The 20,966-nt window shown below is 36.8% G+C and carries 20 protein-coding genes and 1 pseudogene; 10 read left to right on the top strand and 11 right to left on the bottom strand.

The features are described from left to right. Positions 1-37: 37 nt before the first annotated feature. On the top strand, positions 38-1,303 hold the full coding sequence (locus SK608_RS00585) for a tyrosine-type recombinase/integrase (RefSeq protein ID WP_033675735.1): 1,266 nt from the start codon (positions 38-40) through the stop codon (positions 1,301-1,303). 380 nt (positions 1,304-1,683) lie between these two features. Here the strand turns inward: SK608_RS00585 and SK608_RS00580 are convergent, their stop codons facing one another. After that, positions 1,684-2,031, bottom strand: coding sequence for a type II toxin-antitoxin system RelE/ParE family toxin (locus tag SK608_RS00580; protein WP_000395515.1), 348 nt, complete (start codon positions 2,029-2,031; stop codon positions 1,684-1,686). After that, positions 2,021-2,308, bottom strand: coding sequence for a type II toxin-antitoxin system RelB/ParD family antitoxin (gene relB / locus SK608_RS00575; RefSeq protein ID WP_001101482.1), 288 nt, complete (start codon positions 2,306-2,308; stop codon positions 2,021-2,023). The genes SK608_RS00580 and relB overlap by 11 nt, the downstream gene beginning before the upstream one ends. Before the next feature lie 651 nt (positions 2,309-2,959). On the opposite strand from relB, the gene SK608_RS11940 reads away from it, so the two are divergent. Next, positions 2,960-4,360 carry a PspC-like choline-binding domain-containing protein gene (locus SK608_RS11940; RefSeq protein ID WP_000728914.1) on the top strand — a complete coding sequence of 467 codons (1,401 nt, stop codon included), beginning with the start codon at positions 2,960-2,962 and terminating at the stop codon, positions 4,358-4,360. A gap of 319 nt (positions 4,361-4,679) precedes the next feature. On the opposite strand, the gene SK608_RS00565 is transcribed toward SK608_RS11940, so the two are convergent. Beyond that, entirely contained in the window at positions 4,680-5,006 is a 327-nt protein-coding gene (locus SK608_RS00565) for a helix-turn-helix domain-containing protein (protein WP_000340948.1), read from the bottom strand. 184 nt (positions 5,007-5,190) lie between these two features. Here SK608_RS00565 and SK608_RS00560 point away from each other — a divergent pair, with 184 nt between their 5' ends. From SK608_RS00560 to SK608_RS00540, 5 genes are read left to right on the top strand one after another with little or no spacing between them, the layout of a single operon-like run. Continuing rightward, positions 5,191-6,030 (top strand): excalibur calcium-binding domain-containing protein, encoded by an 840-nt coding sequence (locus SK608_RS00560; RefSeq protein WP_000914270.1) that lies wholly within the window; start codon positions 5,191-5,193, stop codon positions 6,028-6,030. Continuing rightward, the gene (locus SK608_RS00555) at positions 6,023-6,460 is read left to right on the top strand and encodes a DUF6568 family protein (protein WP_001086165.1); all 438 of its coding nucleotides are present in this window, start codon (positions 6,023-6,025) and stop codon (positions 6,458-6,460) included. The genes SK608_RS00560 and SK608_RS00555 overlap by 8 nt, the downstream gene beginning before the upstream one ends. A 3-nt stretch (positions 6,461-6,463) precedes the next feature. Beyond that, entirely contained in the window at positions 6,464-7,267 is an 804-nt protein-coding gene (locus tag SK608_RS00550) for a hypothetical protein (RefSeq protein WP_001071060.1), read from the top strand. Between the two features lie 10 nt (positions 7,268-7,277). Then, positions 7,278-8,015 (top strand): hypothetical protein, encoded by a 738-nt coding sequence (locus SK608_RS00545; protein WP_001020597.1) that lies wholly within the window; start codon positions 7,278-7,280, stop codon positions 8,013-8,015. Positions 8,016-8,021: 6 nt separating this feature from the next. Continuing rightward, a complete protein-coding gene (locus tag SK608_RS00540) occupies positions 8,022-9,113 on the top strand; it encodes a DUF6287 domain-containing protein (RefSeq protein ID WP_000791258.1) in 1,092 nt (363 codons plus the stop codon). 709 nt (positions 9,114-9,822) lie between these two features. Here the strand turns inward: SK608_RS00540 and SK608_RS10275 are convergent. Together SK608_RS10275 and SK608_RS00530 are read right to left on the bottom strand one after the other, a co-directional pair. Continuing rightward, positions 9,823-11,364: a phage/plasmid primase, P4 family gene (locus tag SK608_RS10275; protein ID WP_000172686.1), complete on the bottom strand. Its 1,542-nt coding sequence runs from the start codon at positions 11,362-11,364 to the stop codon at positions 9,823-9,825. A 148-nt stretch (positions 11,365-11,512) separates the two neighbouring features. Beyond that, positions 11,513-11,809 (bottom strand): hypothetical protein, encoded by a 297-nt coding sequence (locus tag SK608_RS00530; protein WP_000493151.1) that lies wholly within the window; start codon positions 11,807-11,809, stop codon positions 11,513-11,515. Between the two features lie 174 nt (positions 11,810-11,983). On the opposite strand from SK608_RS00530, the gene SK608_RS00525 reads away from it, so the two are divergent. Together SK608_RS00525 and SK608_RS00520 are read left to right on the top strand one after the other, a co-directional pair. Then, a complete protein-coding gene (locus SK608_RS00525) occupies positions 11,984-12,523 on the top strand; it encodes a helix-turn-helix domain-containing protein (RefSeq protein WP_000578650.1) in 540 nt (179 codons plus the stop codon). 56 nt (positions 12,524-12,579) lie between these two features. After that, a pseudogene (locus SK608_RS00520) lies at positions 12,580-13,742 on the top strand (tyrosine-type recombinase/integrase). A gap of 95 nt (positions 13,743-13,837) precedes the next feature. Here the strand turns inward: SK608_RS00520 and rpsD are convergent. The 5 genes from rpsD to SK608_RS00495 form a co-directional block, all read right to left on the bottom strand. Further along, positions 13,838-14,449, bottom strand: coding sequence for a 30S ribosomal protein S4 (gene rpsD, locus SK608_RS00515; RefSeq protein ID WP_033675722.1), 612 nt, complete (start codon positions 14,447-14,449; stop codon positions 13,838-13,840). A 194-nt stretch (positions 14,450-14,643) separates the two neighbouring features. Then, a complete protein-coding gene (locus SK608_RS00510; protein ID WP_033675720.1) occupies positions 14,644-15,696 on the bottom strand; it encodes a HAMP domain-containing sensor histidine kinase in 1,053 nt (350 codons plus the stop codon). Next, complete coding sequence (locus tag SK608_RS00505) at positions 15,693-16,391, bottom strand: response regulator transcription factor (protein WP_033675718.1); 699 nt, start codon at positions 16,389-16,391, stop codon at positions 15,693-15,695. Before SK608_RS00505 ends, SK608_RS00510 begins: the two co-directional genes overlap by 4 nt. Before the next feature lie 123 nt (positions 16,392-16,514). Continuing rightward, positions 16,515-18,779 carry an SSURE domain-containing protein gene (locus tag SK608_RS00500; RefSeq protein WP_033675716.1) on the bottom strand — a complete coding sequence of 755 codons (2,265 nt, stop codon included), beginning with the start codon at positions 18,777-18,779 and terminating at the stop codon, positions 16,515-16,517. A 115-nt stretch (positions 18,780-18,894) separates the two neighbouring features. After that, positions 18,895-19,911, bottom strand: coding sequence for a glycosyltransferase family 2 protein (locus SK608_RS00495; RefSeq protein WP_033675714.1), 1,017 nt, complete (start codon positions 19,909-19,911; stop codon positions 18,895-18,897). A gap of 39 nt (positions 19,912-19,950) precedes the next feature. On the opposite strand from SK608_RS00495, the gene SK608_RS11565 reads away from it, so the two are divergent. Continuing rightward, positions 19,951-20,097 (top strand): hypothetical protein, encoded by a 147-nt coding sequence (locus SK608_RS11565; RefSeq protein ID WP_235202139.1) that lies wholly within the window; start codon positions 19,951-19,953, stop codon positions 20,095-20,097. A gap of 201 nt (positions 20,098-20,298) precedes the next feature. On the opposite strand, the gene SK608_RS00490 is transcribed toward SK608_RS11565, so the two are convergent. Continuing rightward, positions 20,299-20,964, bottom strand: a complete 666-nt coding sequence (locus SK608_RS00490) for a potassium channel family protein (protein WP_033675712.1) — start codon at positions 20,962-20,964, stop codon at positions 20,299-20,301. Positions 20,965-20,966: the final 2 nt, after the last annotated feature.

The following is a 20,966-nucleotide window of genomic DNA, read 5'->3' as shown; positions in this document are numbered from 1 at the left end:
TTTTAGCCTACTTCAATATCCATGAAGAAAGGCAAATATGGAAACTGAAACAATTATTCATAATGGCAAAAAAGTCATTAAAAAAATCAAAAAAGATAAGTCCATCTCATACACTTTGAAGGGGACATTTCTGGGAAAAGATATCAAAACTGGTAAGCAAGTCACTACTACCATTACAGCCAAGACACTAAAACAGTTAGATAGAGCAATCATTCAAGCACGACTAGAATTTGAAAAAAATGGCTCAACACGAGAAAAAGTTATCGTCATTGATACACTGGAAGATTTAGCTGAAGAATGGTTTAAATCATATAAGACCTGGGTCAACTCGCATAATACTCTGAACAGAGTAAGAGGTTATCTTGATAATTATATTATCCCTAAATTTGGAGATTACAAACCAGATAAAATTGAATCTGCGGATATTCAGCTTTGGTTAAATGGTTTGGCAAAGAAATCAAAAGAGTCCATTGAATCTGGTATAAAGCGTGCTGATAAAGGTAGTGCTAAAGATTTTGGTGCTGTTATCCATAAGTTGAAAGATATTTTTGACTATGGAATTACAAACTATGGACTAATCACTAATCCTGTTAGCTCTGTTAAGATACCACCTAAGCCAAAATCAAATAAGCAACGCATCATGGTATTACATGATGATAGTCTTGTAATATGGCTTAATTATCTTGAAAGTTTAGATAACAATAGAGCCAATCGACGATTTAAGTTAATTTGTAATACTTTATTAGCCTCTGCTTTGCGAATAAATGAACTACTTGCATTGACGATTGATGACCTAGATTTTGAAAATTCTTCTATTAATGTCAGTAAAACATTGATGTGGAAAACCGCAAATAAAAAAGATGGGACAAAAGGGGAAGTTATCTGTAAAGCTACACCAAAAACTGATGCAGGAAATCGCTCTGTCCCTGTCCCTCCCCCCATAATAGAAAAACTCATAGATTTCCACCACGAAATGAACAAGTATCTTGAATTGCACAACAGACATAGAACAAAACTTATTTTCCCTACAATCTATGGGAACTATATGTGTGACAGAAACGAGAGAACAACTCTTAAGAAAAGGTTAGTAGGTCTTGGGTTACCAAACTATGGTTTCCATTTATTCCGACATACTCATGCTTCAATGCTACTTAATGCTGGAACAAATTGGAAAGAACTCCAAGTCAGAATGGGACATAAATCCATTTCAACTACAATGGATACTTACGCTGAATTAGCACCACAACGAAAGTTAGAAGCTGTGGGGATTTATCTTGAAAAGATTGCTGAGCTAACGCAATAACTACTCTACCATTCACTCTACCTTTTATTATGTAGCATTCTAGAAACATTGATGTACCAACGTTTCTAACAGCTAAAATAGAAATTATTTAACTCTTACAGAGGTTAAATAAGCATTCAATACGAATCAATACAGAAGAAAAACGCTTGATTAGCGTTTTTTCTTTTTGTTAATTTCACTATATTGCAAGGGAAATCATTCGAATCACTACCTTTTTCACTACCTTTTTTGAAATAAGAATATTGATTCGGACGATTAAAAGCAAGAGAAACTTCATTATGAGGTTTCTCTTTTTTTATATTTTCATTCCTAAAAATTTTTGAAATAGAGTAATCTTTTTTAAAATTTTTGGAATCCAAAACGCAGTTCAATAATATGCACTATTTTTTCTTGAACAAGCGAATGTAATCCTGTTTGCTATGAATAATATCTGATACAAAGACAGCTTTTCTATCCTCTAAAATATGATAGAAGGCTAGGTAATCGCCTAAAATGATGCATCGAGTTTTGTGGGGTGGGTATATAATAACTCCTACTCTTTCATCAGCATCAAATCCTGCTTCCGGGAAAACTTCAAGACGTTCCAATCCGTAAAGAATATTCTTAACTGTGTTTGCTCCTGCCTGTTCTGAAAAGTAGTTAGCTGAGATATAATCTTTAATACCTCTTAGCTGTTCTTGTACCGTTTCAGAGATAATAAGGCTATATGAGTTCTCGTTAAATTCCAAGGTTAGCCCTCACTTCATCAAGGCTGTAAGTCCTTCCATGTTCTAAATCCTCAAAGCTACGGGCAATTTCGGCACGCAATCCTAATAGAAGTTCTTCTCTTTCTTTGTCTACTTGAGTTTCAAATGGCAAGGCTTTATTTTCTACAATGTGTTCTAAAAACAAGTTAAAACTGGCTGTCATATCAAGATTTTGCGATGTGATAATAGCTTTAGCCTTCTCTAACAAGTCTCTGTTAGTCTTAAAGTTTACCTGTGTATTTTTTTCTAAAACATTCATAGTAGTACCTCCTTTTAGACTATTATATCACTTTAAACTATACAGGTCTAGTCGCGTATAGATACTTATAGCTGTATGCTTAAAAGCTATTGTAAAAACAAAAAAAGCACTAAGGGAAAGCGCCCCAAAGTGCTCAATATCAAGGCTCTAAAGCCTATCTTATTCAATAAAATATTACAACATTTTGTTGTAGAATAGATTTAGTATAAATTACACTTTGGTATGCTTTATAAATGTTGATTCTGTAGTATTTTTAGAATTTACATATTAAATAAAATAGATTAAACTTTACTCCGAGGTGGACAAAAAGGAGTACAAATTTCATGGTGATGAGTTCAGTAGGCAAGTAAGAAGTACCGTTTAGGTGCTTTTTATTTTACCCCATTCATCTTGTAGATTAAGGTGTATATTTTACATTTGCTAGAGTTAAAAAATTATTAAAAACATTAACTAATATATATGTAACTGTGATATAATTAGGATAGTGTTTAACAATGTTTTAAACATAAATATAAAACAGGAGGTGTTTTATGAAAATATAGTGATATTACTTGATTTATGGTATAATAATTTACGATTTATATTTAAGTAATAAAGTTTAAATGACTTCTTATTGCTTGAAATGAATTATAAAACAAAGGAGTATTTAAAGTGAAAAAGAAAAACACAATTATTACAGCGCTTATAGCATTGTTTATAGTTTTTGCTGGTGTTAAGTCTGTCTCAGCAGACCATGTAATTAATAAAAGCGAGACTGAAAGAATTAGTAAAATAATAAATGATATTCCAAAGAAGACGAAAGCTATTTGGGATGAAGATTTTAAAATGCAAAATCAAAAAATTGCTCGAAATAGTGGCGTATTTTACTGGGGTAAAAATGGAGAACTTGCTTGGTATCAGCCTGAAAATGAAATTATATTAGACCCTTTAAATGTAACCGAATATGAGAAAATACATTATGGTTACCCTTTTGATGATGTTGGTTTAGTCTCGAGTGTCTATATTGCTGAAACAAACCGCCTTAGAGGGTATGATAGTTTTGATAAAATCAAAAAAGAGTTTGATAAAGACAAAGAGGAACAAGCAAAGAGACATAAAGAATACATAGAAAAACTTAAAGAAACTAGAAGAAACAGGTCAGAAGAAAAGAAAAGACAAGAAGCTGAGTATATAGAAAGAATAATTGCAGATAAAAAATATGCAAACAGTGAAGATTTAAAATATGTGGGAGATGTTCTCAGAAATAATTGGGGTATATTCTACTGGGGGGAAGCAGGCGTACTTGCTTGGTATCATCCTGAAACAGGAAAAGTCGAAGACCCCTATGAATCTAAAACGATTAGCCAAACTACTGGGAACCCTTTTGAGGGTGGAGATACACCCTATGCTGACTATGTTGCAGAAATAAATAAGCGTAGAGGATATGACTCTCTTGAAAAAATTAAAGAGGGAATAAAGAAACCTAAGAGTGATACTACAGTTAAAGCTGAAGAACCATTAAAAAAACAGGAGAATGAACTGAAGCAAAAGAAAGTAGACGAAAGTACTACTAAAAAAGAAGAAGCTACAACACAGAAACAAGGTTGGGTGCAAGAAAATGGTAAATGGTTCTACTATGACCAATCAAAGAACAAGCAATCTGGCTGGGTTCAAGTAAACGGTGCATGGTATTACCTAGCACAAGATGGAGAAATGAAGACTGGTTGGTTAAATCAAGGAGGCTCTTGGTACTATTTGACTGATTCAGGCTCTATGAAAACAGGTTGGCAAAAAGTTAATGGAACTTGGTATTATCTCAACGGTTCAGGAGCTATGCAAACAGGTTGGCTCAATCAATCTGGTACATGGTACTACCTAAACAGCTCAGGCTCTATGCAGACTGGCTGGCTTAGTCAAAGTGGTACTTGGTATTACCTCACTGAATCAGGTTCTATGAAAACTGGTTGGTATCAAGTCAGCACTAAATGGTACTACTCTTATAGCTCAGGAGCATTAGCAGTAAGCACTACAGTTGATGGTTATACTGTAAATGCTAATGGGGAATGGATTTAGTAACACGTTTTTTAAGAAAATAGATAAGCGCTGAATATTCAGATTCAGTGCTTTCTTTTTCTTTTTGTTTTTTAATCGACCTCTTCAATTAAGAAAAATAATTCTCATTCCTTATCTGAATAATGTCACCTCTAATCCTCACAATATACAAACAGTACAGATAATTTCTAATCACCCGACCTACAGATTACTATTAAAAATCACTTCGAGAGAGACTATAACAATTTTAAGCATGATGAAATAATAATAGATACTAAAACAACTATATATGGTTGGATAGATTTAGTATAAATTACTCTTTAGTGCTTTTTATTTATCACTAACTATCTTGGCTTAATTCAAGTATTTCCATCACCTTATGAACAATCATCTTATGCTGTGGGTGTTTCTGAATCTTCAATAACAGTTCCATCATCTCTGTATCTTGTGGAACAGAATAAGGTAAGAAAAAATCACTCAACGGAACTTCTAAAGCATCAACAATCTTCACAAAAGTTTCCAAAGAGATATTTCTATGATTATTTTCTATCTGACTGATATAAGGAACACTTAGATTTGTTCTTTCTGCTAATTCTTGCTGTGTAATCTTCTTTGAAGCTCGTAAGTCTCGTATCTGATTACTTATATTTTCTAATATATCATCCATTCCTTCACCCTCTATGTTAAATCTACTATCTATCTTATAGATTAAACAATCAGGTTTACATTCTCTATAGTTTAATATTTAATAAAAACATATTCTATTGTTAAAGTTTGTGTGATATAATTATAACTATTAGGAAATATTTATTTTATTTCATTAAATAAAGTTAAACATTTGGAGGTTATATATGCTTAAAAAGCTTAAGGAATTAAGCAAAGAACAAAAGATTATAGGTGGTATTGTACTATTGCTTATCCTCATTTTGTTCTTCACACTACTAACTAGCGGTAGCACTAAACACTCACAAGCTCAAACCAAGGCTAGTGATTCTGTCAAACAGTCTTCACAAGTTAAACAGTCTAGTTCATCTTCCTCTACTTCATCATCTAGTAGTGAAACTAGCTCTAAAATAGAGAAATGGTCTCCAACTGGACATATAGCTGTAGATGCTTATCTAAATACACCACAAATTAAAATCATACTGCGAGCCAAAGCACTGAGAGAGGTAGCACACAAACTCTCTAACACAGATAAACTCTACGAAGTTGAAGCTGAGGTAATTGGGATTGAAGAAAAAGATGAATACCGTGAGTACAACATAACAGGTAAGAAGCTTCTTATCCGTACACCTGAATCACTAGCTGTGAAAATGAATGAACTTATGGTCTATACAGGAAATACAGTATCTTTAGAAAAATATGATTCAATCGATAAAGGTTCGTTAGTAATCAGTGAAGTGAGAAAAACAGAAAAAGCACAAGAAGAGGAAAAAGCAAGTATTGAAGCCTCCAAATCAAAAGAGGAGGAAAGGAAAGCATCTTCACGAGCAAAAGAGCAAGAACAAGCTTCATCTCACACCACAACCACTCCTACACAATCGTCTACACCTGCTCCACAATCAAATTTAAGACCGTTCAAAAACTGTAAGGAAGCACGAAAAGCAGGACGTGTAAACATACCTGCTAGTGACCCACAATATGGTCCATGGCTAGATAGAGACAAAGACGGATACGGATGTGATGAATAGTAAAAAAGTTCTTATTCTACTGTCACTACTACTTATTATAATCGTCACATTCACAGCATACTTAACTACTCTACCACAAACAGAATACCAGATAGCTATAAAGAGACTCCAAAAGATAAGTTTAGAGGCTGTGGAACAGAAAATACAACATAAAGAAAGCTTTTACCTATACACAGGGAGAGAGAGTTGTCCATACTGCCAAGAATTTGCTCCAAAGCTAGCAAAAGCAGTAGATAAAACTGAGACAACTGTGTATTACTTAGATAGTGAGCATATAGATAAGACAAGTTGGAATAACTTTAAAACAAATGTAGGATTCAAAACAATCCCCAATCTCACTTACTTCACAAATGGTACAGTATATGACATATTACCGAAAGCAAGTCAAGCTAGTGTTGAAGTGATTGAGTCATTTATAAGAAAGGAATAAATAATGAACCAAGAAAAAATTTATAAATATATTGTAGGTTTTCTAGTGATATTTACTTTATTATTTGGATTATTTGCTTATATTGCAATAAGCTATGGTAATCAACAATATGTTAAAGATACGGAACGTGTTACTAAGCTAGTTGAAGCACTAGAAAATAACACAACAAATATAAAACAAAATATAACGTTAGAGGAAGCTTTGAAGCTTGTTTCTGATGATAGTGAATTGTCATCTGTTAAAAAGGAAATTAAATACCTAGAAGATAGATATCCAAACGACCACGAGTACAAAATTAGTAGTTTGTCCTCCCGTGTAAACGAAGTGGAATTAAAACTTAATAAACAAATCGAAAAGATTAAAGAAGAAAAAGAGCGGAAAGAACGAGAAGAACGGGAAGAACGGGAAAAACAGAAAAAATTGAAAGAGGAAGCAGAGAAAAAATCTAAAGAATCTGAAAAAAAGTCTAATGAAGAAAACAGAAAAGTAGATTTAGATGCTTTCTATAATGCAATTCAAGGAGGTGTAGATAAAGTAAATACACAATCAGGAGCACATATGCTTGAAATGGAAAAAACATCTGTAACACTTGGCATCAGAATCATTCTCACAGAAAATAATGCTTCGTATTCAAACAAAGAACTTAGAGCAATTATCAGTGCATTAAACAAATCTTTATATAAAATTGCCAAATCCCACGGAGTAAATAGCCCTAGATTCTATTACACTCTCAGTGGGGAAGAAGTCGCTGTGAATCGTTATGTAATGGCACCTGATGAAGTTAAGTTTTCTGGAATATTAAAATAGGAGAGTACTAATGAACATAGGGAAAATTATTAAAATAACTGAAGATACTGCTTATATAGGTTATGAAGATGGAAGTTTAAAGGAAATTGCTATTGAATCTTGTGACTTTGAACCTAGTATAGGGGATTATGTAGAAGTTTATGAAGGTATTGTCATAAAAGTCGACATCAACAAGAACAACATAGAGAAAAAGAACAAATCTAAAAAAATAGGAATTATAGTCACTCTACTATTACTGTTTGTAATTATTGTTATAAGTTTTATAAATACTAAAAAACAAATTTCAAACAATCAAACAACTTCAAGTTCAACATCAAAACAAATTTCATCATCCAAAAAAAGTAGCTCTACCTCTTCATCTTCCTTAAAGGAAAGTAGTTCCAGTTCCTCATCCTCAGTACCATCAAAACCTAAGATTACTGTAGATAATGATAAAGCAAATTATGGTGAAGTAGACTATAACAAGTGGAATCATGATGAAATAGCCGTAGATACTAAAGTAAGAGTATATGGTAAAGTTTTACAAGCTATGGAAGATGGGAAAGCCTACACACTGCGTGTAGCCATAAATGATGACTATGATAAAATTATTTTGGTTTCTATTCCTTCTGAATACAACAATAGAGTTATAGCCGAAGATGACCATATAACATTGTACGGACTAGTAAAAGGAAGACAAAGTTATGAAACGGTCTTTAAATCCACAAAAACACTACCTCTCATGGTTGCCTATATGTACGAGAACTAATACTACATGAAAAATAAAAAACATAACCAAATTATTCACGTTTCAGAAACACATATTATCATTCGACTCCACACAAATGAGACTCTAAATGTTCCTATCAATGAGTTAACTTTTCATCCTAAAGTAAACGATATTGTTGAAGTTTACCAAAATCAGAATCACGTAGTAGTTTGTCCTCTACCACAGAGCAACAAATTTTGGATTCTTATAACCTCAATTACACTTCTACTTCTTACCATTATAGGAGCTACTTTTTTATTCTTTAGACATCTAAATGAAAATATAGAAACAGTAGATAGTCACTCTTCACAACAAATCTCATCTACTACTTCTAGTTTCTCTGCATCATCCAGCACATCTACCACAAGCTCTAGCTCAACTGAAGATAGTATAATAGACACGACAGCCGAAGAGCTTCGAGACATGGAAAATGATGGTAGGTTAAAAACTGGTCAACTATACCGCTTCACAGCAGAACTAACACGCCAAAAATTTTGGGAAGCATACGTAGGACATTTTAAAGCTCTAGAAACATACCATACTATTTGGGTAAAAGCTAGTAATGCTCCTATAACTGGTGTACAAATACAAATTAAGAAATCTATGATTGAAGGATGGCAAGAAGGAGCAACCGTTACTTTCACAGTCAGAATCATGGAAGACTCTGAAAAATTTCAATTCTGGGTTGCTACTGATGCCACACTTATCACGACTCCCACAGAAGAAAAGCACACAGAAAATACAACACAAGAAATTGATACACAGGCTATTCTACATGGAGACTACTCTAGTATAGCTGGTACTTGGAGGAATGAACTAGGATATGAAATAGTGTTTAATAAGAATGGGTTAACAAAAGGAGGACAGATAGCTCAGTCAGGCATGGGAAGCGATGGACACATAGGTTTTAGTATCAGCTCAGGACCTATAGGAGCTGCAATGGGAATATATCCCCCTGGAACAAGTATACCTATGAAACGATTTGAGAATAACCAAATGGTATCAATCGAAGACCCAACTGATAAAAGTAAAACTAGAATTATCATTACTCAAACACATCCATCTGATGAAAAAGCTGTCTACTACAAAATAGACTAAAACAATATTCCCTATACTTACAAAGTTTTCCTAGTTACCTGAAAATCCCTGCAATTACTCATTGCAGGGATTTTGTATATCCGTTACATCACATGAATCTCTTTCAGACAATTCCACATTACTAACACATTTTTGATATAGAGAGTTAATCGGTGAATAGCAAAATTCACATACATCCATTACTATTCTATTTTTTAATCGCCCCTTAGAAATCCCATTATCACGCGCATTACTAACCACAAACACAAAAAGATAAATTGATACAATTGTACAGAAAAAACTGATAGCTGAATCAAGACAACACTATAAAAATGTTAAATTCTATAATCTAAATCCTTATTAAATAGCTAGTTTTATTCTCTATTTTATCTCACAAGCATACGCCTTTATGCCGTGAAAGCAAATTGACAGTAAGTAGGCACAAAGTACGCTAAGAACGTCTCAGACGAAAGGCTTTAGTTTTTCGGATGGACAGTTCATTTGTACGAGAGTGCCTTGTTTCTTGCTGTCAATTAGACCATGGAATAAATTAGGCGTGTTTGGTACTTAACAAAGTGTTTCACTCCTTTGCCTTCGCTCGTGGCGGGCTAGTCGTTCACACTTTGTATATCTCCAGAATGATACACTTGATACACTAATTTCCAACTTCTTAGAATAAATAAAACAAATAAAATTGAAAATAGAAATGAAATTTACTGTTTCAAGTGTATCAAGAGCATGACTTCATTACATACCCTTTATATCTCTTTGTAGAATCCAAATTAAAAGACTCAGAATGAATAAAATAAACAGAATCACCCTCATCAAAATCTTTACAAGTAGATAATGTTGGCTTAAATACCCAGTCTGATGGAAGTGCATCTTTTAATTCTTTGTGAAAGGCTTCCTTAGTTTCTCGTTTTAAACCATTTCCTTCACAGAATTGTTCATATGCCCATAGCATAAATGAATTCGGCAAGAAAGTAGATTTCACACGACTAAACAGATAAGATGAAAACTGTTCAACACTTGTCATAGACTTCCCATGAATTTCCTTGATAGCAGGGTGGTGACTGATATCCTTGAATCCATCACTGATATCATATTCTAATGCATTCTTCAATACATATTCTAATACATCCTGACGTTTTAGATAAACCTGCTTTATTTCTCTCTTGTAACCATCTTTGTTAAATTCAGAAACGAAGGGAAGTATGAAAGTTCTTCTTGCTATAGCTTCTTTGTCTCCTTGAATCTTAATCAATCGATTAGATGATTGAACAATCACAGGAGTAAGTCGAGCAGAATAGGCCTGTTTGCCTTTCTTTTCGATTGTGACAATATCATGAGTAACTAGAGAAAACATAGTAGAAGGGTCTGTTACCACCTTATCAATAGGATTATCATCTCCAATAACTAGATGTTTACCTATTAACTGTGAAGTGGCAAAACGATTTTTGCCCTCTAATTCAATTAGTTTCATGGATGCTGTATTAATCCTACCTACTAAGTTAATTAACAACTCTTGGAAACTACCCTTACCTGTTCCTCCTTTTCCAATCAGCCAAATAATTCTCTCATCAGCATAACCACGTATCACTGCCAAAATTGTTTGCCATGCTAAGTGAATTAGTTCAGCATCATTATTAAACAGTTCAGTTAACCAAGAATCAATAGACCAATCGCCCAATACTGGAGAAGTTGCTTCTGAATTATAATTTACTTGTACCTTATGTGTAAACACAATTGAAGGACTGTACTTCATTCCGTCCCCATAATAAGTATCATAAATACAATTCCCTAACGCTATGTAACGTGAGCCTTGATATATACTTACATTTTTACAGATACAACTTAGTACAGAAAAAATCTCTGATATATCATTACTCCTAAAAGAAGGTTCTAACCTTCTTGCTAATTTATTAACAATATGCCAAGCAGGTTGATAAATCCCCTCTTTGGGATTATACACAAATAAGTTACCTTCACCAGTATCCTCTATTTCAGCTATACTAACCACAATGAGATGAGCCATTAAAAAATCTGCCATGATATAAAAAGGAGCTTTTCTCTTTTTCATCTTCTCTTTTTCTGAAGGCTCTATGTGAGGGGTAGAATCAATTACCTCATTTTTATATATTCGCCATTCTTCCTTATATTCAGTTATTGGAGTAGCGTTATCAAAATCTTGAATAGCATTCTCAGGGTAAGTTTCAAATTTAATATCTGCTTCTAGAACAGAATGTTTTGGTTTTATGGTAATTAATGTCATTAGACAATCCTTTCTTGGATAAGCATTACACTATATAGCGTAATTGATAGCAATTGAATCTGTGATTCAACATGGTTGCAAGTACCTATGTATTTCAAGAAATCATAGAACTTTTCAATTGTGTTTATTTTCTTTTCATACAATGTATTCACTCCTTACTAGTAATTGAAAGAAACTTCATAACATCTGATTTCTTATAGAAAACTTTGCGAGTTCCTTCTATTGGTGGACAGTATCGAGTTAACCCCAAACGCTCCCATTCATGCAGAGTTACTAAACTAATACCTAGTTCTTTGATTAACTCTTTCTGTTGTATCAAGCCAAACGAGTCACTGTGAGGTGAAAGCATTGCATGTGATAGATAATCATTTATTAAATGCTCAATCCTTCCCAACAATGCTAGTTCTGCTTCTTGAGATAATATCCCTTGTGGTGTACTAAACATAGACACCCCCTTTCTTTTCCATTTTGTGCACAACTATCCTCTCATAACTAGTACAGCTCGCCTATTAACCAAGTTAATTGACTTGGGTTATATTTGGAATTTTATCAGTTTTCTATTTACATGTCAAGAGTTTTTTGCTAAAATATTACTAAAGTTATTAAACGGAGGTTAAAAATGATAGGAGCATATCTTAAAAAATACCGTACAGAAGGTAACGTAACTACTAAGAGCCTTGCTGAAGAACTAAAAGTATCACAGTCTTATATCTCACAAATTGAAAATGAGAAAAAGATTCCCAGTTTAACTAAACTCTCTGAAATTACTGAAAGCATTGCTTCACTCTCTATAAAAGAAAAATGCGAACAAGGTGGATTAGAGTTTGATGAGCACAAAATTAAATATCAACAATTGGCTAACTCTTATATTGATGATATAATCAAAAATATCCACATGGATTCTGTTCATAACGATAAAGAGAAGCAACTTTTAAAAGATTTAATTGAGTTAAGAAATGGCGAATCCATATTCTCAAAGTTAAAAACATACAAAGATATTAGCCAAGATATTATCAATGGGGAAAATATCAAAATTAATCTTGATTATATCTTTAGGAAGAATGTAAAAATAACTATTGATGGTCAAGCACTCACAACTGAGGACTTAACTGCTCTACAGATACTAATTGAAGGTATTCGTTCTAGACACAAATCATAATATCTATTTTTCATAACCTTTTACAGCTTGCCTACTGATGTTAGAAAGGTTAAAAAATGAAAATAGCAGAAATAAAAAAACAAAATGGTAGCACTGTATATCGTGCCAAAGTATACTTAGGAGTAGATAAACTCACAGGAAAAAAATAAAGTCTAATCTGACAGCTAGAACTAAAACTGAATTGAAGAAAAAAGCTCAATTAGCTAAGGCTGAATTCCAAAATAATGGCTTCACTAAAAAAGAAATAATCCCACTAACAAGTTATGAAGAAGTAGCTCAACTATGGTGGGAAAGCTATCAACACACAGTAAAACCAAATACGCAAGATTCAGTAAAGCGACTACTATCTAACCATGTGATTCCTTTATTTGGTTCTTATAGGTTAGATAAGTTAACTACTCCAACTATCCAACGCATTGTTAATCAACTAGCTCTACGTGCTAACAAACGAGAAGAAGGCGCATTTCTACACTATGATAAAATTCACGCGCTAAATAAACGTATACTACAATATGCTGTGACAATGCAGATTATTGATATGAATCCAGCTCGTGAAGTTATTCTTCCTCGTAAAATAAAAAAGGGTAGAAACAAAGTAAAACACTTTAATAACTTAGAGTTAAAGCAATTTCTCAGCTATTTAGAAGAGGCTAACTTAGCAATATATAGAAATATCTATGAAATTACTTTGTACAAGTTTCTTCTTGCTACTGGTTGCCGTATTAACGAAGCCTTAGCTCTACACTGGTCAGATATTGACCTAAATAATGCAACTGTGAATATTACAAAGACACTAAATCATTTAGGTGAGATTAACAGCCCAAAGTCTGAGGCAAGTTATCGCACAATTGATATTGACCCACAAACTATAGAGGTCTTAAAAGTGTATCAAAAAAGACAAAGGCAAGAAGCTTGGAAACTTGGTCGGACTGAAACTGTTGTCTTCTCAGATTTTATTCATAAATACCCAAACAATAAAACACTATCAACTCGTTTAAACACACGTTTCAAACATGCTGGTGTACCTAATATTGGATTCCACGGTTTTAGACACACACACGCTAGTCTTTTGCTAAACTCTGGAATACCATATAAAGAATTACAACACCGTCTAGGTCATTCTACACTAGCTATGACTATGGACACTTACAGTCATCTCTCCAAAGAAAAAGCAAAAACAGCCGTCTCATTTTATGAGAAAGCTGTAAGTTCTTTGTAAAGGGGGACAAAAAGGGGGACAAACCCAGAAATCAACGTTTTAAGACAAAGCAAAAAGCCCACTGTTGTAGGCTTTCTGTAAGATATTTCTTAAAATTAAAGCATTTTGTTGTAGAATTCAACGACAAGTGCTTCGTTGATTTCTGAGTTGATTTCGTCGCGTTCTGGCAAGCGAGTCAATGAACCTTCCAATTTTTCAGCGTCGAATGATACGAATGCTGGACGTCCAAGAGTAGCTTCTACTGCTTCAAGGATAGCTGGAACTTTCAATGATTTTTCACGAACTGAGATCACTTGACCTGGAGTTACGCGGTATGATGGGATATCAACGCGTTTTCCGTCAACAAGGATGTGACCGTGGTTTACGAATTGACGAGCTTGACGACGAGTAGTCGCAAGACCAAGACGGTAAACAACGTTATCCAAACGACGTTCCAAAAGAAGCATGAAGTTGAAACCTAGGATTCCGCCTTTGATTTTTGTAGCTTGTACGAACAAGTTACGGAATTGTTTTTCACCTACACCGTAAGTGAAACGAAGTTTTTGTTTTTCAGCCAATTGCAAACCGTATTCTGACAATTTAGAACGGTTGTTTGGTCCGTGTTGTCCTGGTACGTAGTTACGACGTGCCAATTCTTTACCTGTACCTGTAAGTGAAAGGCCAAGGCGACGAGCTTGCTTCCAAGATGGTCCTGTATAACGTGACATGTGAATGTCCTCCTGATATAAATAATATTTCGGTGGAAATAGTCACTTAGAAAGCCCTGATTCGTGCAGATGCCCTTCGCCTAAACAGCCAAGGTTACTTATTATAAGACACCTGTTGACGAGCTTCATGCTTTCCTGCTGATATTTCGCACAAAATCCATTCTACCATGAATGGCTAGATTTGTAAAGGGGTTTTAAGCTTTATTTTCATTGCCAGAGAGGTTAAGAAGGAGGGTAAAGGTGCTTCCTAGACCGTACTGGCTGCTGACTGTAATTTCTCCACCCAATTGATGAGCCAATTCACGCGCAATCGCAAGCCCTAAGCCATGACCACCTGTTTTCATGTTACGCGAAGTTTCGACACGATAAAGGCGTTTGAAAATATTCTCCAAGTCCTCTGGGGCAATTCCCTGCCCCTCATCGGTCACACTGATTGAAAGCTGGTTTTTCTCCAGCTTAGCCACCACTTCCAGTTTGGTTCCTGGAGCTGAGTATTTAAAAGCATTATTGACCAGATTCACCAAGATACGAGAAAGTTTGGCATAATCTCCCTCAATTCGGGCAGACTCAGGGATTACCTGCAAATGAACATCTCGTTCCTCCTGCTCAATCAAGAACTGAAATTCACTCATGCACTCAATCAAGAGCTGATCCAGAAAAATGCTGTCTTTACTAGTCGTCTCCGCCTGATTTCTAGCTGTGTTTAGGGTCAAAAAATTCAACTCCTCAACCAGTTTATTGAGCCTTTCCGTCTGGCGCCCAATGGTTGCCAGATAATGAGTCTGTTCTCCTTCCTTGATAACCCCATCCAAAATCCCTTCTACCGTCGCTTGGATTGAAGTGATGGGGGTCTTGATATCATGCGATAGCTGAGCAATCATCAAGCCCTTTTCTCGTTCGCTTTCTTCCAAGGAATCAAATGTCGCCTGCAAATCATGGGACATTTCATTGAAAGCTTGGCCTAATTGCTGAAATTCTACAGGGCCTTGGACCTCCAGATTTGATGGAAAATCCTTATCCGCTACCCGCTTGGCATGTTCCTTGAGTTTACCCAACGACGTAAATACTGGCGACAGGAGAAAGAGACTAATCCCAGCACCGACAAGGCTAGCAACGATGGTCATTCCAAGCAAAAAGTAAATCTCGCTTTTCTCAATCAGCATTTTTTGAACAGCCCAAAAAACCACGATAATCGTTAGGAGTGTTGAAATGACATACCCCACTAAAATATAACTTTTTAATTTCATTGACTACCTCGTGCTTTCTCAATTTTGTAGCCCAAGCCCCAGACGGTTTTGATGGTCGGTGTTTCTGCACTAGCATGTTTAGCCAACTCCTGTCGAAGAGCATGAATATGAACATTCAAGGTATTGGTGTCATCCACATAGTCTTCTTGCCAGACCTTTTCATAGAGGTCTGTCTTAGAGAAAACCCGCTCTGGATTGCTGGCTAGAAGCCATAGAAGTTCGAAGGATTTGACGGTCAAATCAAGCGCTACATCTCCGACTTGGACCTCATGGCTACCGTGATTCATCCGTAAATCCCCGAGACTGACGACCTCTGTCTCACCTCCACGATGAAGGCGACGCAAGATATTGTGGACACGCAAAACCAGCTCACGAGGGCTGAAGGGCTTGGCAATAAAATCATCTGCCCCTAAGCTCAGACCATAAATCTTGTCCTGCTCACTAGTCTTAGCCGTGATAAAGAGAAAAGGCTGATCTGGAAATTGATACTGGACCTCACTAATCAAATCATAACCATCCATCCGAGGCATCATGATATCTGTAATAATCAAATCAATCGCTTTTCGCTTGAAGATTTCCAAGGCCTCTACTCCATCATGGGCCACCAAAACCTGATATCCCGCCTGAACCAGATAACGTTGATGAATATCTGTGATTTCTACCTCGTCGTCAACGAGTAAAATTGTCTTTCCCATCTGTCTCTCCTTTGAAAAAAACAGTGCTATACCACAATAGTATAACACCATTTTAATCTCTTTACGAACATTCTAAACGATATCTGGATTTTTCATATCCTAGATAGAAAGTCTGTAACTAGACTAGTCATTTTCTTCTTTTTTAGCTTTCAAACCGAGTCCACCTAGCAGGCCGGCCAAGGCTAATCCAAAGAATCCAATAGTAGCCATTGATGTTTGGGCTTCACCAGTATATGGAAGTATGTCTTTTTGGTCTTTCATTTGAGCAGCCATCATCGGACTTGATACCTTGTTATTGGATATCATCTTGCCTTCATCAGACATTTGGCTTGAGGCTGCTGGAGCTTGATCTTGTTTCATGCTTGGTGTTGCCATAGGCTGGCTAGCATTCATGGTTTTGTCCTGCTCTTTGTTAGGCATCATCTTATCCTGACTAGCAGCTGGCATTTTAGATTTCATCTCATCCTGATTGGCACTTGGCATTTGAGCGTTCATCTTAGACGCATCTTGATGACTATTCATCATTGGAGCCGGCATAGCTGAACCATTAGAAGATGGGACGAAACCTGATTGCATCTGAGTAAGAGACTGATGTCCATTCAAGTTCACTGTCAAATCCTTAGTCGCTACGAGATTAGTCAAATCGGCCTTGCCGTCCTTCGCACCATAAACCTTGATAGTTGCCTTGTAGCTGTGAGTTCCATTTTGTTTCAACAAGTCAAGAAGCTCTTTATCTGATTTGCCTTGAGTCCCTGCCAAATCTACTTCGTAGAAGTAGAGGCCTTTGCCTAATTTTTCTACTGGTGGGAGAGCGGGATTTTTAGCTGAACCATTGTCTGACCATGGAGCCTTGTCTGAGGCTTTCAAGATAAGGCGAGTCAACATACCGTCACCTGCGAAGAATTCATATGGAATGACTTGGTTGACACCGGCTGTGAATGGACCAGGGAAGTTGGCTTTGCCCAAGTATGTAGCTGGAACATCTACTGTATCTTTGGTGTTGTCAGCTACTCCTTTTTGGACTTCAGCTGGAGTGGTTAAGCCATTCAAATTGACATCCAAATTCTTAGTCGCTACAAGATTAGTCAAATCCGCCTTGCCGTCTTTGGCACCGTATACCTTGATAGTGGCTTTATAACTTTGTGTACCATTTTGTTTCAACAAGTCAAGAAGCTCTTTATCTGATTTGCCTTGAGTCCCTGCCAAATCTACTTCGTAGAAGTAGAGGCCTTTGCCTAATTTTTCTACTGGTGGAAGGGCAGGATTTTTAGCTGAGCCGTTGTCTGACCATGGAGCCTTGTCTGAGGCTTTCAAGATAAGGCGAGTTAACATACCGTCACCAGCGAAGAATTCATATGGAATGACTTGGTTGACACCAGCTGTGAATGGACCTGGGAAATTAGCTTTATCCAAGTAAGTAGCTGGGACGTCTACTGTATCTTTGGTGTTGTCGGCTACACCTTTTTGAACTTCAGCTGGGGTAGTCAAGCCATTCAAGTTGACATTCAAATCTTTAGTCGCTACGAGATTAGTCAAATCGGCCTTGCCGTCTTTCGCACCGTAAACTTTGATGGTAGCTTTATAACTTTGAGTGCCATTTTGTTTCAAGAGGTCAAGAAGCTCTTTATCTGATTTACCTTGGGTGCCGGCCAAGTCCACTTCATAGAAATAGAGACCTTTGCCCAATTTTTCTACTGGTGGAAGAGCTGGATTTTTAGCTGAACCATTGTCTGACCATGGGGCCTTGTCAGAAGCTTTCAAGATAAGACGAGTCAACATACCGTCACCAGCGAAAAATTCGTATGGAATAACTTGATTGACACCAGCTGTGAATGGGCCTGGGAAGTTCGCTTTGTCCAAGTAAGTAGCTGGAACATCTACTGTGTCTTTCGTGTTGTCAGCCACACCTTTTTGGACTTCAGCTGGAGTGGTTGCTGGTTGAGCTTCACTTGCTTCACGGTCTTGTCCAGAAACTGTAGCTGCAGGACTGTCCACAGGTTTAACCGCATCTTCTGTTTGTTTCTTAGATTCTGGTTTTGCTTGCGCTTCTTCTTTTGGTGCTACTACTGGCTCTTTAGCACCTGCATCTGCTTTTTCTGGAGAGCTTGCAGTATCCAAGCTTGCTTTAGGTGTTGAATCTGCCTGTTCTGAAGGAAGAGCTGTATCGACTGCTTCTTTAAGAAGTTCTGCTGATAAGTCGCTCTTTTCACTCACCGAAGTCGCATCTGGCGCTACTTGAGCAGGGGTTGGATTGAGCCCATCGGCACGTACAGAACTTGGCTGACCAACTAGGACAAAGAAGCCACTAGCCACAACAACTGAGGCAACACCGACACTGAGACAGCGAATAGACCAACGAGTATATCTTTGATTTGGATTGAATTTCATAGGATTCTCCTTAGAGTTTTTCTTTATTTGATGACTCTAGTATAATCTCCTAAAATTAAAAAGGATTAAGAAAAAGTTAAAATTTTTCTTAAATCCCTCTTATAAAATACTTATATTAATTAAATCCATAAACAGATTTGGTGATTTGATAGACGACATTGGAAAGTTTGCGAGCTGGCAAGACTGAATGTTTGGTCAAACGGCTCAACATAGTCTTACGAATAGCTTGAAAGACCTCTGGATTTTCCTGTTGAATATAAGTCCACAGCTCACGTTTTTTTGCCAGATGTTCCGCTGTTCCAGCTCGGTTGAGCAGGGCACTGGAAATCACCGTCGTAATCTCAATGTGATTCAGCAGATATTCTCGCATTTTGGGGTGGCTTACTTTAGATAAATCAAGCTGGTCTACCAAGAGTCGATTGACCTTGAGTTGCTGGTCAATGCGCTTAATCATCACTTGCTCATTGACAGACTGGTCTTCACGCCCAATCAAATAACGATAGAAATCAACAGGTAGATAGTACATAGTCTTGACCTGCTGAAGGGGGGTAAAGACAAAGAGATTATCGACATAAAAAGTATGCTCAGGCAGTTGGAACTGGCTCGCTCGCAACAAATCTGTCCGGTAAATCAGCGAGTGCATCATAATATACTGGCCTTTTGAGAAATTTCCAACCTGGTCCCAGCCAAAAATCTGCTGGACAGGCAAGACCGACTCGTAACTCATACTCTTCTTACGAGACTGGCCTTCCTTTTCATAGACAAAATTAGTCACAAAGGCATCCACTTCCTGCCCCTCGTTCTCTAGTTCCTGCAAGGTTTCAAGAATTTTTAGGTAAGCACGAGGATCCACCCAGTCATCACTGTCAACTACTTTAAAATAGCGCCCAGAAGCCTCCGCCAAGCCACGATTGACCGCACCGCCATGGCCTTTATTTTCCTGATAAATAGCTCTAACGATGCTAGGATACTTGCTGGCTAAACGCTCAGCTATTTCCTGAGTCTGGTCCTGGGACCCGTCATTGATAATCAAAATCTCAACTTGCTCACCACCAATCACTAGCGACTCCACACAGTAATGAAGATAGGCTGCGGCATTATAGCTAGGGATGGCGATAGACAATAACTTCATAATCTACTCCTTTAGGGGACTGATTTTTTCTTATACTCAATGAAAATCAAAGAGCAAACTAGGAAACTAGCCGCAGGTTGCTCAAAGCACTGCTTTGAGATTGTAGATAAGACTGACGAAGTCAGCTCAAAACACGGTTTTGAGGTTGTGAATAAGACTGACGAAGTCAGTTACCTATACCTATGATATCTACGGCAAGACGACACTAGTATGGTTTAAAGAGATTTTCGAAGAGTATTACTCTCTCTTATCATTTCTTTCTATTCTATCATAAAGTCCCGTTTTTGAAGGACTTTTACTGGAATACAAGGGGTTCTGGTCTCATTTGGGATACAGGTTTCTGTCTATTTGCTATCTTGGACATCAAAAAAGAGGGAAATCCCCTCCTTACGAATTTAATTCTGCCAAGTCATCTAGATACTGGTTGTTAATGACTGCTAAAATATAGGCATCTGCCTTCAAGAGGTCATTAGGTCCAAACTGGACATCTAGCGGTGAATTTTCTTGTTCACGGAATCCTAGAACATTGAGGTTGTATTTGCCACGTAGATCTAGCTGGCTCAGGCTTTGACCTGCCCAAACACTCGGAATTTTCATCTCCACGATAGAGACATTTTTATCCAACTGAAAGACATCAACATTGTTATGAAAGAGAATGGTCTGCGCTAGGGACTGTCCCATTTCATACTCAGGTGAAATCACCGAGTCAGCACCGATTTTTTCCAGCACCTTCTTAGCTGTCTGGCTTTTGACCTTGGCAATAACCCTTGGTACCCCCAAACTCTTACAGTGCATAACTGCAAGCACACTTGACTCCAGATTTTCCCCTGTTGCCACTACAACCGTATCACAGGTATCAATACCTGCAGTTCTGAGGAGTTCCTCATCTGTAATATCTCCAACTACACCACGCGCCAAAACTAGCTCAAATTGATTGATGTGCTCGGCGTGGTCATCGATGGCAATGATATTCATATCTTGCTTGGCTAGGGCCGTCAGGACACTACTTCCGAAAATCCCCAAACCTAAAATTCCAATCGTACGATCTGACATAG

Origin of the sequence: Streptococcus mitis subsp. hohhotensis (assembly GCF_000722775.1) — a bacterium.
In the GTDB taxonomy this organism is placed as follows: Bacteria; Bacillota; Bacilli; order Lactobacillales; family Streptococcaceae; genus Streptococcus; species Streptococcus carlssonii.
Note: the sequence above shows the minus strand (reverse complement) of the source record. Positions and strands in the feature narration are given on the sequence as shown.

Excerpts from the sequence above, each read along its gene's own strand:
- SK608_RS00540 (WP_000791258.1), top strand. The coding sequence starts at position 8,022 with ATGAAAAATAAAAAACATAACCAAATTATTCACGTTTCAGAAACACAT.
- SK608_RS00560 (WP_000914270.1), top strand. The coding sequence starts at position 5,191 with ATGCTTAAAAAGCTTAAGGAATTAAGCAAAGAACAAAAGATTATAGGT.
- SK608_RS00545 (WP_001020597.1), top strand. The coding sequence starts at position 7,278 with ATGAACATAGGGAAAATTATTAAAATAACTGAAGATACTGCTTATATA.
- SK608_RS00585 (WP_033675735.1), top strand. The coding sequence starts at position 38 with ATGGAAACTGAAACAATTATTCATAATGGCAAAAAAGTCATTAAAAAA.
- relB (WP_001101482.1), bottom strand. The coding sequence starts at position 2,308 with ATGAATGTTTTAGAAAAAAATACACAGGTAAACTTTAAGACTAACAGA.
- SK608_RS00505 (WP_033675718.1), bottom strand. The coding sequence starts at position 16,391 with ATGGGAAAGACAATTTTACTCGTTGACGACGAGGTAGAAATCACAGAT.
- rpsD (WP_033675722.1), bottom strand. The coding sequence starts at position 14,449 with ATGTCACGTTATACAGGACCATCTTGGAAGCAAGCTCGTCGCCTTGGC.
- SK608_RS00490 (WP_033675712.1), bottom strand. The coding sequence starts at position 20,964 with ATGTCAGATCGTACGATTGGAATTTTAGGTTTGGGGATTTTCGGAAGT.
- SK608_RS11565 (WP_235202139.1), top strand. The coding sequence starts at position 19,951 with ATGAAAATCAAAGAGCAAACTAGGAAACTAGCCGCAGGTTGCTCAAAG.
- SK608_RS00495 (WP_033675714.1), bottom strand. The coding sequence starts at position 19,911 with ATGAAGTTATTGTCTATCGCCATCCCTAGCTATAATGCCGCAGCCTAT.
- SK608_RS10275 (WP_000172686.1), bottom strand. The coding sequence starts at position 11,364 with ATGACATTAATTACCATAAAACCAAAACATTCTGTTCTAGAAGCAGAT.
- SK608_RS00500 (WP_033675716.1), bottom strand. The coding sequence starts at position 18,779 with ATGAAATTCAATCCAAATCAAAGATATACTCGTTGGTCTATTCGCTGT.
- SK608_RS00525 (WP_000578650.1), top strand. The coding sequence starts at position 11,984 with ATGATAGGAGCATATCTTAAAAAATACCGTACAGAAGGTAACGTAACT.
- SK608_RS00510 (WP_033675720.1), bottom strand. The coding sequence starts at position 15,696 with ATGAAATTAAAAAGTTATATTTTAGTGGGGTATGTCATTTCAACACTC.
- SK608_RS00550 (WP_001071060.1), top strand. The coding sequence starts at position 6,464 with ATGAACCAAGAAAAAATTTATAAATATATTGTAGGTTTTCTAGTGATA.
- SK608_RS00555 (WP_001086165.1), top strand. The coding sequence starts at position 6,023 with ATGAATAGTAAAAAAGTTCTTATTCTACTGTCACTACTACTTATTATA.
- SK608_RS00530 (WP_000493151.1), bottom strand. The coding sequence starts at position 11,809 with ATGTTTAGTACACCACAAGGGATATTATCTCAAGAAGCAGAACTAGCA.
- SK608_RS00565 (WP_000340948.1), bottom strand. The coding sequence starts at position 5,006 with ATGGATGATATATTAGAAAATATAAGTAATCAGATACGAGACTTACGA.